13 protein-coding genes are annotated in these 13,141 nt (G+C 67.7%); 11 read left to right on the top strand and 2 right to left on the bottom strand.

Features of this window, described 5'->3' with window-relative positions; all coding sequences use genetic code 11:
- A complete protein-coding gene (locus tag AVT10_RS04630; protein ID WP_066688835.1) occupies positions 1–636 on the top strand; it encodes a CoA transferase subunit B in 636 nt (211 codons plus the stop codon).
- A 277-nt stretch (positions 637–913) separates the two neighbouring features.
- Here the strand turns inward: AVT10_RS04630 and AVT10_RS04625 are convergent, their stop codons facing one another.
- Entirely contained in the window at positions 914–2,152 is a 1,239-nt protein-coding gene (locus AVT10_RS04625) for an MFS transporter (RefSeq protein WP_084401348.1), read from the bottom strand.
- A 142-nt stretch (positions 2,153–2,294) separates the two neighbouring features.
- On the opposite strand from AVT10_RS04625, the gene leuC reads away from it, so the two are divergent.
- The 10 genes from leuC (at position 2,295) to phbB (ending at position 11,927) form a co-directional block, all read left to right on the top strand.
- On the top strand, positions 2,295–3,731 hold the full coding sequence (gene leuC, locus AVT10_RS04620; protein ID WP_066688834.1) for a 3-isopropylmalate dehydratase large subunit: 1,437 nt from the start codon (positions 2,295–2,297) through the stop codon (positions 3,729–3,731).
- A gap of 163 nt (positions 3,732–3,894) precedes the next feature.
- On the top strand, positions 3,895–4,686 hold the full coding sequence (locus AVT10_RS04615) for an N-acyl homoserine lactonase family protein (RefSeq protein WP_198158501.1): 792 nt from the start codon (positions 3,895–3,897) through the stop codon (positions 4,684–4,686).
- On the top strand, positions 4,686–5,315 hold the full coding sequence (leuD, locus tag AVT10_RS04610; RefSeq protein WP_066688833.1) for a 3-isopropylmalate dehydratase small subunit: 630 nt from the start codon (positions 4,686–4,688) through the stop codon (positions 5,313–5,315). The genes AVT10_RS04615 and leuD overlap by 1 nt, the downstream gene beginning before the upstream one ends.
- Positions 5,278–6,273 carry an NADPH:quinone oxidoreductase family protein gene (locus AVT10_RS04605; protein WP_198158498.1) on the top strand — a complete coding sequence of 332 codons (996 nt, stop codon included), beginning with the start codon at positions 5,278–5,280 and terminating at the stop codon, positions 6,271–6,273. Before leuD ends, AVT10_RS04605 begins: the two co-directional genes overlap by 38 nt.
- 184 nt (positions 6,274–6,457) lie before the next feature.
- Positions 6,458–6,781: a DUF1476 domain-containing protein gene (locus AVT10_RS04600; RefSeq protein WP_066688830.1), complete on the top strand. Its 324-nt coding sequence runs from the start codon at positions 6,458–6,460 to the stop codon at positions 6,779–6,781.
- A 1-nt stretch (position 6,782) separates the two neighbouring features.
- Entirely contained in the window at positions 6,783–7,019 is a 237-nt protein-coding gene (locus AVT10_RS04595; protein ID WP_066688828.1) for a BolA/IbaG family iron-sulfur metabolism protein, read from the top strand.
- 31 nt (positions 7,020–7,050) lie between these two features.
- Positions 7,051–7,371 carry a Grx4 family monothiol glutaredoxin gene (gene grxD / locus AVT10_RS04590; RefSeq protein ID WP_066688826.1) on the top strand — a complete coding sequence of 107 codons (321 nt, stop codon included), beginning with the start codon at positions 7,051–7,053 and terminating at the stop codon, positions 7,369–7,371.
- A gap of 293 nt (positions 7,372–7,664) precedes the next feature.
- Positions 7,665–9,896, top strand: a complete 2,232-nt coding sequence (locus AVT10_RS04585) for a xanthine dehydrogenase family protein molybdopterin-binding subunit (RefSeq protein WP_066688824.1) — start codon at positions 7,665–7,667, stop codon at positions 9,894–9,896.
- 269 nt (positions 9,897–10,165) lie between these two features.
- Positions 10,166–11,173, top strand: a complete 1,008-nt coding sequence (hemH, locus tag AVT10_RS04580; RefSeq protein ID WP_066688822.1) for a ferrochelatase — start codon at positions 10,166–10,168, stop codon at positions 11,171–11,173.
- A 31-nt stretch (positions 11,174–11,204) separates the two neighbouring features.
- Positions 11,205–11,927: an acetoacetyl-CoA reductase gene (gene phbB / locus AVT10_RS04575; protein WP_066688820.1), complete on the top strand. Its 723-nt coding sequence runs from the start codon at positions 11,205–11,207 to the stop codon at positions 11,925–11,927.
- Positions 11,928–11,968: 41 nt separating this feature from the next.
- On the opposite strand, the gene purU is transcribed toward phbB, so the two are convergent.
- Positions 11,969–12,820 carry a formyltetrahydrofolate deformylase gene (purU, locus tag AVT10_RS04570; protein WP_066688996.1) on the bottom strand — a complete coding sequence of 284 codons (852 nt, stop codon included), beginning with the start codon at positions 12,818–12,820 and terminating at the stop codon, positions 11,969–11,971.
- Positions 12,821–13,141 lie beyond the last annotated feature (321 nt).

The raw sequence follows: 13,141 nt of genomic DNA, 5'->3' as shown, positions 1-13,141 counted from the left end.
ATGGCCTGGACCCGCGACGAAATGGCGGCACGCGCCGCGCGCGAGCTGAAGGACGGTTTCTACGTCAACCTCGGCATCGGCATCCCGACGCTGGTGGCGAACCATATCCCGGACGGGGTCGAGGTGACGCTGCAGTCGGAAAACGGGATGCTGGGCATCGGCCCGTTCCCCTATGCCGGCGAAGAGGATGCCGACCTGATCAATGCCGGCAAGCAGACGATCAGCGAATTGCCGCAGTCGGTCTATTTCAGCAGCGCCGACAGCTTCGCCATGATCCGCGGCGGGCATATCGACCTGACCGTGCTCGGCGCGATGGAGGTGTCGGAAAAGGGCGACATCGCCAACTGGATGATCCCGGGCAAGATGGTGAAGGGCATGGGCGGCGCCATGGACCTGGTCGCCGGGGTCAAGAAGATCATCGTCGTTATGGAGCATACCTCCAAGAACGGCGACCCGAAGTTCATCCCGGAATGCACCCTGCCGCTGACCGGGCTGGGGGTGGTCGACATGATCATCACCGATCTCGCGGTGTTCGCCCGCGACGATCATGCCAGCCCGTTCCGGCTGATCGAAACTGCTCCGGGCGTGAGCGCGGAGGAAGTGCGGTCGAAGACGACGGCGGCGTACGAGGGATAAGGTCTAAGAATTGGTTCACGCGAAGGCGCGGAGGCGCGGAGAGAGAAGAAGGTAGTTTTCGCGAAGAGGCGCAGAGGACGCAGAGGGGCTGTGGGCGCGGCGGTTGCAGCCTGTCCGGCGCAGCCTCTCTTCCTGTTGCGACGAAAGCTGAAGGCCGCTGGTGCGGCGGGGCTTCACCGCGAACGCCACCCCTCTGCGTCCTCTGCGCCTCTGCGCGAACCAATTCTTCTACTTCTTCCTCCGCGTCTCCGCGCCTTCGCGTAAAAACAACCTTCTTTCACTGTCGCGAAGCCGTCTCCGGCATCTTCCACCAAAGCAACCCCAGCCCGACCGCCGCGATCCCCGCCAGCAGCAGGAACGCCGCGTCGTATCCGCCGCGCACGATCATCACGCCCGCCAGCGTGGTGCTGAGCGCGCCGCCCAGCCCCTGCACCGTCGCCACCGCGCCCTGCGCCGCGTTGAACCGGCCGGTGCCGCGCATGATCGCCGCGACGACCACCGGCAACAGCGCGCCGAAGATGCCCGCGCCGATCCCGTCGAGAAGCTGCACGCCCAGCAGCCAGGCCGGCGCATCGGCCACGCTATAGAGCACGCCGCGCGCCACCAGCACGCCCATGCCGACCAGCAGGATCGGGCGGTGGCCCCAGCGATCGGCGTTGCGCCCAACGACGATCGCGACCGGGACCATCACCAACTGCGCCCCGACGATGCAGGCGGCGACCAGCGACGTCGCCTGTCCCGCGCCGACCTCGCGCCCCAGCAACTGCCCGACGGCGGGCAGCATCGCGGCATTGGCGAGGTGGAACAGGAACGCCGCCCCGGCAAAGATCGCCAGCGCCGGATTGCCGGTCAGCGTGGCGAGCAGCGAGGGCGTGGGCGCGCAGGATTCGTCCGGCTTCCCCTCGCACCCGCGCGCGACGTCATGGTCGATCGCATCGCCATCGACCCACAGGATCGCGGCAATGCTGCACGCCGCCAGAATACCCATCAGGTAGAAGACGACCACGGGGCCGAACTTCCACGCGAGCAGCCCGGCCAACGCGGCGGCGACGGCGTTGCCGGCATGGTTGAACGCTTCGTTGCGCCCGACGCGGCGGGTGAATGCCTTCGGTCCGACGATCCCGAGCGAAATCGCGGCGATGCCCGGCGCGAACACCGCCCCCGCCACTGCCGCGACCGACTGGGTAGCGGCGACCGCAAAGAAGCCGGAAACGATCGGCAGCGAAATCGACGCCAGCGTCACCAGCAGCGCGGCGACGACCAGCAGCGCGCGCTTCGCCTTCACGCGGTCGACCAGCGCGCCCGCCGGGGTCGTCGCCAGCAGCCCGGCGATCCCGGCGATGGTCATCACCATCCCCGCCGTCGCCTCGTCCCAGCCATGGGTCGGCCCTCGGACCGACACGAGATAGATGGCGAGATACGGTCCCAACCCGTCGCGAACGTCGGCCAGAAACGCGTTCATCGCATCGAGGGCGCGGGCGTTGCGGCCATGGGCGGGATCGGGATGGGGCGGCATGGGGCGATCCCGTAAAGGAGGATCGCGCAGGAACGTCGATTGCCTGCGAAGGGTCCGCGGATCGAATACGAAATTTGCCAAGGCTGGTAATAAAATGTCGCCAGACCTTTCGTTCGCGGCTGTTTTCGGTTAACGCGCGGCCATGAGTAGCCGTCCGCAAACCCTGTACGAGAAAATCTGGAACGACCATGTCGTCGAGCGTCGCGCCGACGGCACCTGCCTGATCTATATCGACCGGCATCTCGTCCACGAAGTCACCAGCCCGCAGGCGTTCGCCGGGCTGCGCGCCAATGGCCGCACCGTGCGCCGGCCCGATCTGACGCTGGCGGTGCCTGACCACAACCTGCCGACAACGCCGCGGGTCGATGCGGCGGGCAACCGCCTGCCCACCGTCGATCCGGCCAGCGCCAGCCAGCTCGCCGCGCTGGAAAAGAACGCGCCCGATTTCGGCATCCGCTATATCGACGCGACGGCGGCGGAGCAGGGCATCGTCCATGTCGTCGGGCCGGAACAGGGTTTCACCCTGCCTGGCACGACCCTGGTGTGCGGGGACAGCCATACCAGCGCGCACGGCGCGCTGGGCGCGCTGGCGTTCGGCATCGGCACCAGCGAGGTCGAGCATGTGCTGGCGACCCAAACGCTGTTGCTGCAGCAATCGAAGACGATGGAAATCCGCGTCGACGGGACGCTCGGCTATGGCGTGTCGGCCAAGGACGTCGTGCTGGCGATCATCGGCAAGACCGGGGCGGCAGGCGGCACCGGCTATGTCGTCGAATATACCGGCGACGTCATTCGCAGCCTGTCGATCGAAGGGCGGCTGACCGTCAGCAACATGTCGATCGAGGGGGGCGCGCGTTCCGGCCTGATCGCACCGGACGAGACGACCTTCGCGTACCTCAAGGGCCGGCCGATGGCACCGAAGGGCGACGCGTGGACCCAAGCCGTCGAATACTGGCGGACGCTGCCGAGCGATGCGGGGGCGGTGTATGACAAGGTGGTACAGCTGCACGCCAGCGACATCGCCCCGTCGCTGACCTGGGGCACCAGCCCCGAGGATGTCGTGCCGATCACCGGCGTGGTGCCGTCGCCCGACAGCTTCGCCGATCCGAGCAAGCGCGTCGCGGCGCAGAAATCGCTCGACTATATGGGCCTGACGCCCGGCACGCGGATGCAGGACGTGCCGGTCAGCTACATCTTCATCGGCAGCTGCACCAACAGCCGGATCGAGGATCTGCGTGCGGCGGCCAGCGTCGTGAAGGGGCGCCATGTCGCGGGCGGGATCAAGCAGGCGCTGGTCGTGCCTGGATCGGGGCTGGTCAAGCGCCAGGCCGAGGCCGAGGGGCTGGACCGCATCTTTACCGAAGCCGGCTTCGAATGGCGCGAGCCGGGCTGTTCGATGTGCCTGGCGATGAACCCGGACAAGGTGCCGCCGGGCGAACGCTGTGCTTCCACCAGCAATCGCAATTTCGTAGGACGGCAGGGACCGGGCGCGCGGACGCACCTCGTCTCCCCGGCGATGGCGGCGGCGGCGGCGGTGACGGGGCGGCTGGCCGATGTACGCGATTTGGTGACGGAGTAAGGCGGATGAAGCGGGTTCTGATCGCGTTGATTGCGGGCGCGGTGCTGAGCGGCATGGCGGCCGCCTATGCCTCGGTCCGTCCGGCCAAGGCGGCGGCCCCGTCGCGGACGGACGCGCGGCAGTGATCGCACGCCTCGCGGCACTGGCCGCACTGGTGCTGACGATGGCGCAGGCACCGGCACCCAAGCCTGCCGCCGACGTCGAGCTGTGGCGGCTCGATTGCGGCGGTGTGCAGGTCAACGACCTCAACGCCTTTTCCGACACGCTGGCCTATAGCGGACAAAGCAAGCGGCTGGTCGCCAGCTGCTATCTCATCCGCCACGGCAGCGACTATATGCTGTGGGACACCGGCCTGCCCGAGGCGGTGATCGGCCAGCCGGTGAGCAACACCGACGCGATGTCGCCGATCCTGACGACGACGATCAAGCGGCAGCTGGCGCAGATCGGCGTGAAGCCCGAACAGATCGGCCGCGTCGGCATCAGCCATTATCATTTCGACCACACCGGACAGGCGGCGGGCTTTCCGGGCGCGACCTTGCTGATCGGCAAGGGCGATGCCGATGCGCTGAGTGCCGGCAAGCCCGGCACCAGTGCCGAACCGCTCAAACCCTGGTTCGGTGGCGGCGCGAAGATCGAGGCGATCGATGCCGACAAGGACGTGTTCGGCGACGGCAGCGTCACCCTGCTGAACCTGCCGGGCCATACGCCGGGGCATCACGCGCTGCTGGTCGTATTGAAGGGGAAGGGGCCGGTGCTGCTGTCCGGCGACCTTGCCCATTTCCGGGAAAATTACGACACGAACGGGGTGCCGCCGTTCAACACCGATCGCGCGGCTACGCTCGCCTCGCTCGACCGGTTCAAGAAGCTGGCGGGCAATGTGAAGGCGACCGTGATCCTGCAACATGAACCGGGCGATGTCGCCAAGCTGCCGGCCTTCCCGGCATCGGCGCGCTGATGGAACCGATCACCAAGGTCGAAGGGCGCGCCTATCCGTGGGGCGCCAAGAATATCGACACCGACATCATCATCCCGGCGCACTGGCTGAAGACCACCACCCGCGAAGGGCTGGGCAAGGGCGCGTTCGAAAGCGTGCGGGCGGAACCGGACAATATCTTCGACGATCCGCGCTATGCCGGCGCGCCGGTGCTGATCGCGGGCGAGAATTTCGGCTGCGGGTCGAGCCGCGAACATGCCGCCTGGGCGCTTACCGACATGGGGGTCAGGGCGGTGATCGCGCCGAGCTTTTCCGACATCTTCTCCGGCAACGCGATCAAGAACGGGATCGTCACCGTTGTCCTGCCACAGGACGCGATCGATCGCCTGGTCGAGGTCGCGAAGACCGACATGGTTGCCGTCGATCTGGAGACGATGACTGTCACCACCCCGTATCAGGATCGTTTTCCCTTCGAGCTCGACCCCTTTCGTCGCCAATGCCTGATGGAAGGGCTGGACGAGATCGGCATGACGCTGGCACAAGATACCGCGATTTCGAAATATGAGTCCGGCGTGGCCAGTGCCCGACCGTGGCTCCACCAGGAGAGCGGACATGCGGGCGTTGCTGTCGAAGGAAACGGGCGGACCTGACACGCTGACCATCGGCGACCTGCCGGACCCGGTCGCGGGCCGGGGTCAGGTCGTCATTGCGGTCAGGGCATGTGCGGTAAACTATCCCGACCTCCTGATTATCGAAGATAAATACCAGTTCCGCCCCGAACGCCCGTTCGCGCCGGGTGGCGAAGTGGCGGGCGTGATCGACAGCATCGGCGACGGCGTCACCGGCTGGGCGGTCGGCGACCGGGTCGTGGCGGTCACCGGCCATGGCGGCATGGTCGAGAAGCTGGCGGTGCCTGCCGCCGCGCTCCACCGCCTGCCACCAAACCGCAGTTTCGAAGATGGCGCGGCGCTGCTGCTGACCTATGCCACGTCGATCCATGCGCTGCTCGATCGCGGCCGACTGGGCGAGGGGCAGACGCTGCTGGTGCTGGGCGCGGCAGGCGGCGTCGGCCTTGCCTCGATCGAACTGGGCAAGGCGTTCGGCGCGCGGGTCGTCGCGGCGGTATCCTCGGAAGAAAAGGCGGCGGCTGCAAAGGACGCGGGCGCGGACGAGACGGTCGTCTACCCCCACGCCCCGCTCGACAAGGACGCATCGCGGGCGCTGGCCGAGGCGTTCAAGGCGGCGGTGGGGCCCAAGGGCGCGGACGTGGTGTTCGACCCGGTCGGTGGCGACTATGCCGAACCCGCGCTGCGCAGCGTCGGGTGGGAGGGGCGCTATCTGGTCGTCGGCTTCCCGGCGGGCATCCCGAAGCTGCCGCTCAACCTGACGCTGCTGAAAAGCTGCGACGTGTGCGGCGTGTTCTGGGGCGCGTTCGCGATGCGCGATCCGGCGGCGAATGCCGCGCACGTCGCGACCTTGTTCCGCCTGTGGGACGAGGGCCGGATCGCGCCGCGCGTGACGGGCACGTTCCCGCTGGAGCGTGGTGGCGAGGCAATTGCCGCGCTGGCCGCGCGCAAGGTCATCGGGAAGCTGGTGGTGGTGATCTAACCGTATCCCCGCGCAGGCGGGGATCCAGGGTTAGCGGGCGCCAGCGCCGGTTCTACCTGGCTCTGGACCCCCGCCTGCGCGGGGGTACACCGACTGTCGAGGTCCGCTCCGCCCGACACCTGTGCCGTTGCGCGTAACCCCGTCGCATCCTATCTCGCGAAGGAGGGATGAGTAGGGGAATGCGATGACGACGTTCGACGACCGGGAACGTGCCTTTGAAGCCAAATTCGCCCGCGATGGCGAAATGGCGTTTCGGGTGACGGCACGGCGCAACAAGCTGCTGGGCCAATGGGCGGCCGAGCGGATGGAGCTGACCCCGGCCGAGACCGATGCCTATGCGACCTCGGTCGTGCAGGCCGATTTCGAGGAAGTCGGCGACGACGACGTGATCCGCAAGCTGCTGTCCGACCTCGCCGCCGCGGGTGTCGATACCGACGAAGCGCAGATTCGCCAGGCGCTGGCCGATTGCGATGTCGAGGCGCGTCGCCAGCTGCTCGGAAGCATCTGACATGCCGATGGAAGCACAGGCGATCGAGGCATTGATCGTCGCCGCGATCCCCGATGCCGTGGTCGAGATCACCGATCTGGCGGGCGACGGCGACCATTATGCCGCGCGGGTCGTGTCGGGAAGTTTCCGGGGTAAGCCGCGCATCGCGCAGCAGCGCGCGGTCTATGCCGCGCTCGGCGGGCGGATGGGGGGCGAACTCCATGCGCTGCAACTGACCACTGCCGTTCCCCAGGATTGAATCGCCGACACGGCGCCAAAAGGAAATGACAATGACCGACGATACCCATGCCCGCATCGACGCGGTGGTGAAGAACAACCCGGTGGTGCTGTTCATGAAGGGCAGCCCGCTATTCCCGCAGTGCGGCTTTTCCAGCCGCGCGGTTGCAATCCTTAACCACCTGAACACCCAGTTCGAAAGCGTCGACGTGCTGCAGGACCAGGGCATCCGCCAGGGCATCAAGGCCTATTCGGACTGGCCGACCATTCCGCAACTCTATGTCAACGGCGAATTCGTCGGCGGGTCTGACATCATGATGGAAATGTACGAGAGCGGCGAGCTGGCCGAGCTGCTGGGCGGCAAGGCGGCGTAAAAGCCGCCTCTCCCGGAACCCTCCGTCACCCCGGGCTCGATCCGGGGTCCCGCTTCTTCTTCCTGACGGCACCCCAAACCGTCGCCCCAGCGAAGGCTGGGGCATCGAGCGGCTCCTGCCCCGTGCTGCAACGGGGAGATCCCGGCCTTCGCTGGGGTGACGTTCACGGCGAGGCTCAGCAAGCGGGACCTCGGGTCAAGCCCGGGGTGACGTTTGAGGCGGAAGGGTTCACGACCTAACCCGCCACCCCACGCCCCCTCCCCACATCGGGGAGCATTTGCTACGGCAACCCCATGGCCGAACCGACCACCCCCCGCATCACCCGTCGCCGCCTGCTGATCGGGGGCGGGGCCGGGGTCGGGTTGATTGTCGCCTGGGGGCTGTGGCCGCGGCGCTATGGCGTCAATCTCGCGGCGGCGGAGGGGGAGAGCATCTTCGGCCCATATCTCAAGATCGGCGCCGATGGGCAGGTCACCGTCGCCGTGCCACAGGCGGAGCATGGGCAGGGCGTCTATACCGCCCTGCCGCAGATCGTCGCCGACGAACTGGGCGCGGACTGGCGCACCGTCGCGGTGGAGGCGGCGCCGATCAACCCGCTCTACGCCAATCCGCTGGCCGCTGGCATCCTGTTTGGTGACGCGCTGGCGCTGCTGCCCGCCGCTACCCGCGCGGCCCATGCCGAACGCACCGCGTTGATGCTGACCGCCGGGTCGACCTCGATCCGCCGGTTCGAAGCGCCGCTCAGGGAAGCCGGCGCGGCGGCACGCGTGTTGCTGTGCAAGGCGGCGGCGCGGGCATGGGGTGGCGACTGGCGCAGTTGCGGGACGGCGGACGGCTTCGTGGTGATGGGCGAACGCCGCGAACGCTTCGGCGTGCTGGCGGCAGCGGCGGCGGGCGAAAGCCTGCCCGGCGGCGAACTGCCCTACCGCGTCGGCGACGAAAAGCGGCTGGTCGGCACGGCGCAGCCGCGACTGGACGCCCCGGCCAAGGTCGATGGCAGCGCGACCTTCGCCGCCGATGTGCGCAAACCCGGCATGGTCTTCGCCTCGATCCGGCAGGGGCCGATCGGCGACACGCGGCTGCTGAGCATCGACAAGCCGGCGGCGGATGCCGTGCCGGGTGTCGTCAGCGTGGTGGAAACCGACCGCTGGGTCGCCGCTGCGGCCACGACCTGGTGGGCGGCGAACCGCGCGGTCGATGCGATGGCGCCGCGTTTCGAAACGCACGGGCTGGTCGACAATGCGTCGATCGCCACCGCACTCGACACCGCCTTGTCGGGGGAGGGGGCGCGGGTGCACGAGGCGGGCGACATCGACGCCGCGTTCACCGGCGGGCGGACGCAGACCGCGACGTACCGCGTTGCCGCCGCGCTGCACGGCGCGATCGAGCCGACCAGCGCCACCGCCGACTGGAGCGACGGCACGCTGACCCTGTGGATGCCGACCCAGGCGCCGACGCTGGCGCGTGCCGCCGCCGCCCGCGCGATCGGCATCGCTGAGGATCGGGTCGTGCTGCACCCGACCATCGCCGGCGGATCGTTCGGCGCGAACCTCGACCATCGCGTCGCCGAACAGGCGGCGGTGCTGGCGCGCAAGCTGGAAAAGCCGGTGCAGCTGACCTGGTCGCGCGGCGAGGATTGCCTCGCCGATCGCTACCGCGCGCCCGCCGCCGCGCGGATGACCGCGCGGTTGGGACGGGGCGGCACGATCCTGGGCTGGCGGGCACAGGTCGCGGCGCCGCGCACCGGCCGCGACCTGGCGCGGCTGCTGCTCGGCGGCGATGTCGCGGCGTCGCTGGCGATGGCATTGCCCGGCGACCGCGGCGATGCGCTGGCGACCGATGGCGCGGTGCCGCCCTATGGCATCCCCAACCTTGCGGTCGACCACCACCCCGCCGACCTGGGATTGCCCGCCGGATGGTGGCGGTCGGGCGCGCATAGCTACACCGCGTTCTTCACCGAATGTTTCCTCGACGAACTGGCCGGGTTCGCGGGGATGGAGGCGCATTCGTTTCGCATCGCGATGCTGGGCGGCGACGTGGCGCTGGCCCGCTGCCTGTCGACCGTCGCCACGATGGGCGGCTGGCAGGGCGGGGTGCCGGGCAGCGCGCAGGGCATCGCCTGCCACCGGATGCGGGGATCGGCCATCGCCTGCATGGCGGAGGCGCATATCGGCGACAACCAGCGGGTGAAGGTCGACCGGCTGGTCGTCGCGGTCGATTGCGGGCGGGTCATCAATCCTGACCTTGTGCGCCAACAGATCGAGGGCGGGCTGTTGTTCGGCATGGCGATGGCGACCGGCGCTTCGACCGGCTTTGCGGCCAATCTGCCCGATGTGCGCGGGTTCGGCGGCATGAACCTGCCGCGGCTTGCCGACAGTCCGGAGATCATGATCGAGATCGTCGACTCCGACGCCGATCCGGGCGGGGTCAGCGAACTGGCGGTGCCGGTGGTCGCCCCCGCCATAGCCAACGCGCTCCACGCCGCTACGGGTCGGCGCTATCGGTCGCTGCCGTTGCTGGGGTGAGGGCGGCGTAACGAAGAAGGATTAGATTTCGTGCAGAGACGCGGAGGCGCAGAGAGGTTGCGTTTGCAGTGCCGTCTCGTGATCGGAAGACTATGGTGGCCGCTATGCCATGGTGCTGCATGCGCTTACGCGCGAAACGATGCCGCCGGCGCATCCCCTCTGCGCCTCCGCGTCTCTGCGCGAACCACTTCTTCTTTTGAAATTGGGCGCGTAGCCCGCCCCAAAATACAGCTTGCCCCGAACCCCGGCGTCGCGCGTTAAACCGGCGCATGGAACGCCCCTCGAATCACCCCGCCATCCCGAAGCGCCGCATCGGCGTGCTGCTGATGAACCTCGGCACGCCCGACGATCCGTCGCCGCGCTCGGTCAAGCGTTACCTGGCGGAGTTCCTGTCCGACCGGCGCGTCGTGGAAATCCCGCCGATCGCGTGGCAGCCGATCCTGCGCGGCATCATCCTGAACACCCGCCCGAAGAAATCGGCCCATGCCTATCAGCAGGTATGGAGCGAGCACGGCTCCCCGCTCGCGGCGATCACCCGCGCGCAGTCGGAAGCGATGCAGGGGGCGTTCGGCGACGGCGTCGTGATCGACTGGGCGATGCGCTACGGCAATCCGTCGATCGCCAGCCGGATCGAGCATCTGCGCGAACGGGGCTGCGACCGCATCCTGCTCGCCCCGCTCTACCCGCAATATTGCGCAGCAACGACCGCGACGGCGAACGACAAGGCGTTCGCGCATCTGGCGAAACTGCGCTGGCAGCCGGCGATCCGCACCCTGCCGCCCTATTATGACGACCCGCTCTATATTAACGCGCTGGCGACGACGCTGCGCGAGGATCTCGCGAAGCTGACCTTCGAACCCGATGCGATCGTCGCAAGTTTCCATGGCATGCCCAGGCGTACCCTTGAAATCGGCGATCCCTATCACTGCCATTGCCAGAAGACCGCGCGGCTGGTGTCGGAGGCGCTGGGCCGTCCGCTGACCGTCGCGTTCCAGTCGCGATTCGGCCCGGCCAAATGGCTGGGCCCGGCGACCGACGAGACGCTGGTCGAACTGGCCAAGGCCGGCAAGCGCCGCGTCGCGATCTTCGCGCCGGGCTTTTCGGCCGACTGTCTGGAGACGCTCGAGGAACTGGCGATCCGCGGCAAGGAAAGCTTCGAGGAAGCCGGCGGGACCGATTTCGCCTATCTTCCGTGCCTGAATGCCGAGCCGACCGGTAATAAAATGTTGCGCAACATTATCGCGCGCGAACTTGCGGGTTGGATCGACCCGGCCTAGCAGGGGGTCAAACTTTCGTAGGAGAGAATGCATGGCACGGGTAGCGATCGTCACCGGCGGCACGCGCGGGATCGGTGAGGCGATCAGCCTTGCGCTCAAGGACATGGGCGTCACCGTCGCCGCCAACTATGCCGGCAACGACGAAAAGGCGAAGGCGTTCACCGACCGCACCGGCATTGCTGCCTTCAAGTGGGACGTGGGCGATTTCGAAGCGACCCAGGCCGGCGTGAAGGCGGTCGAGGAAGCGATCGGCCCGGTCGACATCGTCGTCAACAATGCCGGCATCACCCGCGACGGCACGCTGCTGAAGATGACGTACGACATGTGGGACGATGTCATCCGCACGAACCTGGGCGGCTGCTTCAATCTTGCCAAGGCGACCTTCCCCGGCATGCGCGACCGCAAATGGGGCCGCATCGTCAACATCGGCTCGATCAACGGGCAGGCGGGCCAGTACGGCCAGGTGAACTACGCCGCCGCCAAGTCGGGCATCCACGGCTTCACCAAGGCGCTGGCACAGGAAGGCGCGCGCTTCGGGGTCACGGTGAACGCGATCGCGCCGGGCTATATCGATACCGACATGGTCGCGGCGGTCCCGGCCGACGTGCTCGAAAAGATCGTGGCGAAGATCCCGGTCGGTCGCCTGGGTCAGGCGAGCGAGATCGCGCGCGGCGTCGCGTTCCTGTGTTCGGAAGAGGGCGGCTTCGTCACCGGCTCGACGCTCAGCATCAACGGCGGCCAGCACATGTACTGACCGGGCGGCGCGGGGCGGCCATCGCCGTCCCGCTCTCCCCTTCAGCCGCGAAACACCACCGTCCGCGCGCCGTGCGGAAACACCCGGTCGTTCAGGTGCAGCCGCACCGCTTCGGCCAGTACGCGCCGTTCGATATCGCGGCCCTTGCGGATCAGGTCGTCGGGCGTGTCGGCATGGCTGATCGGCTCGACATCCTGATGGATGATCGGTCCCTCGTCCAAATCCGCCGTGACGTAATGCGCCGTCGCGCCGATCATCTTCACGCCCCGCGCATGCGCCTGATGATAGGGTTTCGCGCCCTTGAAACCGGGCAGGAAGCTGTGATGGATGTTGATGCAGCGCCCCGACAGGAACGCCGCCAGATCGTCCGACAGGATCTGCATATAGCGCGCGAGGACGACCAGTTCCGCGCCGCTATCCTCGACCAGCCGCTTGACCTGCGCCTCCTGCGCCGCCTTCGTCTCTCGCGTGACGGGCAGGTGGTGGAACGGAATGTCGCCGATCAGCGACCCGTGCAGCAATTCGCGCGGATGGTTGGACGCGACCGCGACGACCTCCATCGGCAATTCGCCCAGCCGCGCGCGATAGAGCAGATCGACGAGGCAATGGTCCCATTTGGACACCATCAGCAGCACCCGCTTGGGTGTCGCCTGATCGCGCAGCGACCACTCCATGCCCGACGCCTGCGCTATCGCCGCGAACTCGGTACGTAACTGGTCGATCGGCACGTCGGCGGTGAACGCGACCCGCATGAAGAACTGGCTGGAGAGCGCATCGTCGAACTGCTGCGCATCGACGATATTCGCGCCGCGCTCGGCGAGGAACCCGGCCACCTTCGCCACCAGCCCCGGCCGGTCCGGGCATTGCAGCCGAAGCGTGTAGATGCTGGTCAAGAAGCGTCCCCCCGTGTCGACCGGTGCTTGCGGTCGGTTGCGCCGCTGTGGCTGCATCGCGGTGGCGGGTAAAGATAGCGTTTGTATCGGGTGGGGTGGCGGGGTGTTGCCCTGCCTCGGTCCACGCGGGAAGGTGACGCCTCGGCCCCATGCCGTTCGGTTCGAGCAGCTTCGAGCTTGTCGAGAAGCGTCGGTCGAGAACCCGGTGCTTGGGGCAGCCCCTTCTCGACTTCGGTTCTCGACAGGCTCGAACCTGCGCTCGAAGCAAACGGATTGGGATGAGGGCAGCGTCAGGACGGCTGGCTCCATGGCCAGCCGGTT

Origin of the sequence: Sphingomonas hankookensis, from assembly GCF_001619955.1 — a bacterium.
Taxonomy (GTDB): domain Bacteria; phylum Pseudomonadota; class Alphaproteobacteria; order Sphingomonadales; family Sphingomonadaceae; genus Sphingomonas; species Sphingomonas hankookensis_A.
This window is presented reverse-complemented; position numbering and strand designations above follow the sequence as displayed.

Bases quoted from the DNA above. Each gene is read 5' to 3' on its own strand.
- AVT10_RS04630 (WP_066688835.1), top strand. From the start codon at position 1: ATGGCCTGGACCCGCGACGAAATGGCGGCACGCGCCGCGCGCGAGCTG.
- AVT10_RS04625 (WP_084401348.1), bottom strand. From the start codon at position 2,152: ATGCCGCCCCATCCCGATCCCGCCCATGGCCGCAACGCCCGCGCCCTC.
- leuC (WP_066688834.1), top strand. From the start codon at position 2,295: ATGAGTAGCCGTCCGCAAACCCTGTACGAGAAAATCTGGAACGACCAT.
- AVT10_RS04615 (WP_198158501.1), top strand. From the start codon at position 3,895: ATGGCGCAGGCACCGGCACCCAAGCCTGCCGCCGACGTCGAGCTGTGG.
- leuD (WP_066688833.1), top strand. From the start codon at position 4,686: ATGGAACCGATCACCAAGGTCGAAGGGCGCGCCTATCCGTGGGGCGCC.
- AVT10_RS04605 (WP_198158498.1), top strand. From the start codon at position 5,278: ATGCGGGCGTTGCTGTCGAAGGAAACGGGCGGACCTGACACGCTGACC.
- AVT10_RS04600 (WP_066688830.1), top strand. From the start codon at position 6,458: ATGACGACGTTCGACGACCGGGAACGTGCCTTTGAAGCCAAATTCGCC.
- AVT10_RS04595 (WP_066688828.1), top strand. From the start codon at position 6,783: ATGCCGATGGAAGCACAGGCGATCGAGGCATTGATCGTCGCCGCGATC.
- grxD (WP_066688826.1), top strand. From the start codon at position 7,051: ATGACCGACGATACCCATGCCCGCATCGACGCGGTGGTGAAGAACAAC.
- AVT10_RS04585 (WP_066688824.1), top strand. From the start codon at position 7,665: ATGGCCGAACCGACCACCCCCCGCATCACCCGTCGCCGCCTGCTGATC.
- hemH (WP_066688822.1), top strand. From the start codon at position 10,166: ATGGAACGCCCCTCGAATCACCCCGCCATCCCGAAGCGCCGCATCGGC.
- phbB (WP_066688820.1), top strand. From the start codon at position 11,205: ATGGCACGGGTAGCGATCGTCACCGGCGGCACGCGCGGGATCGGTGAG.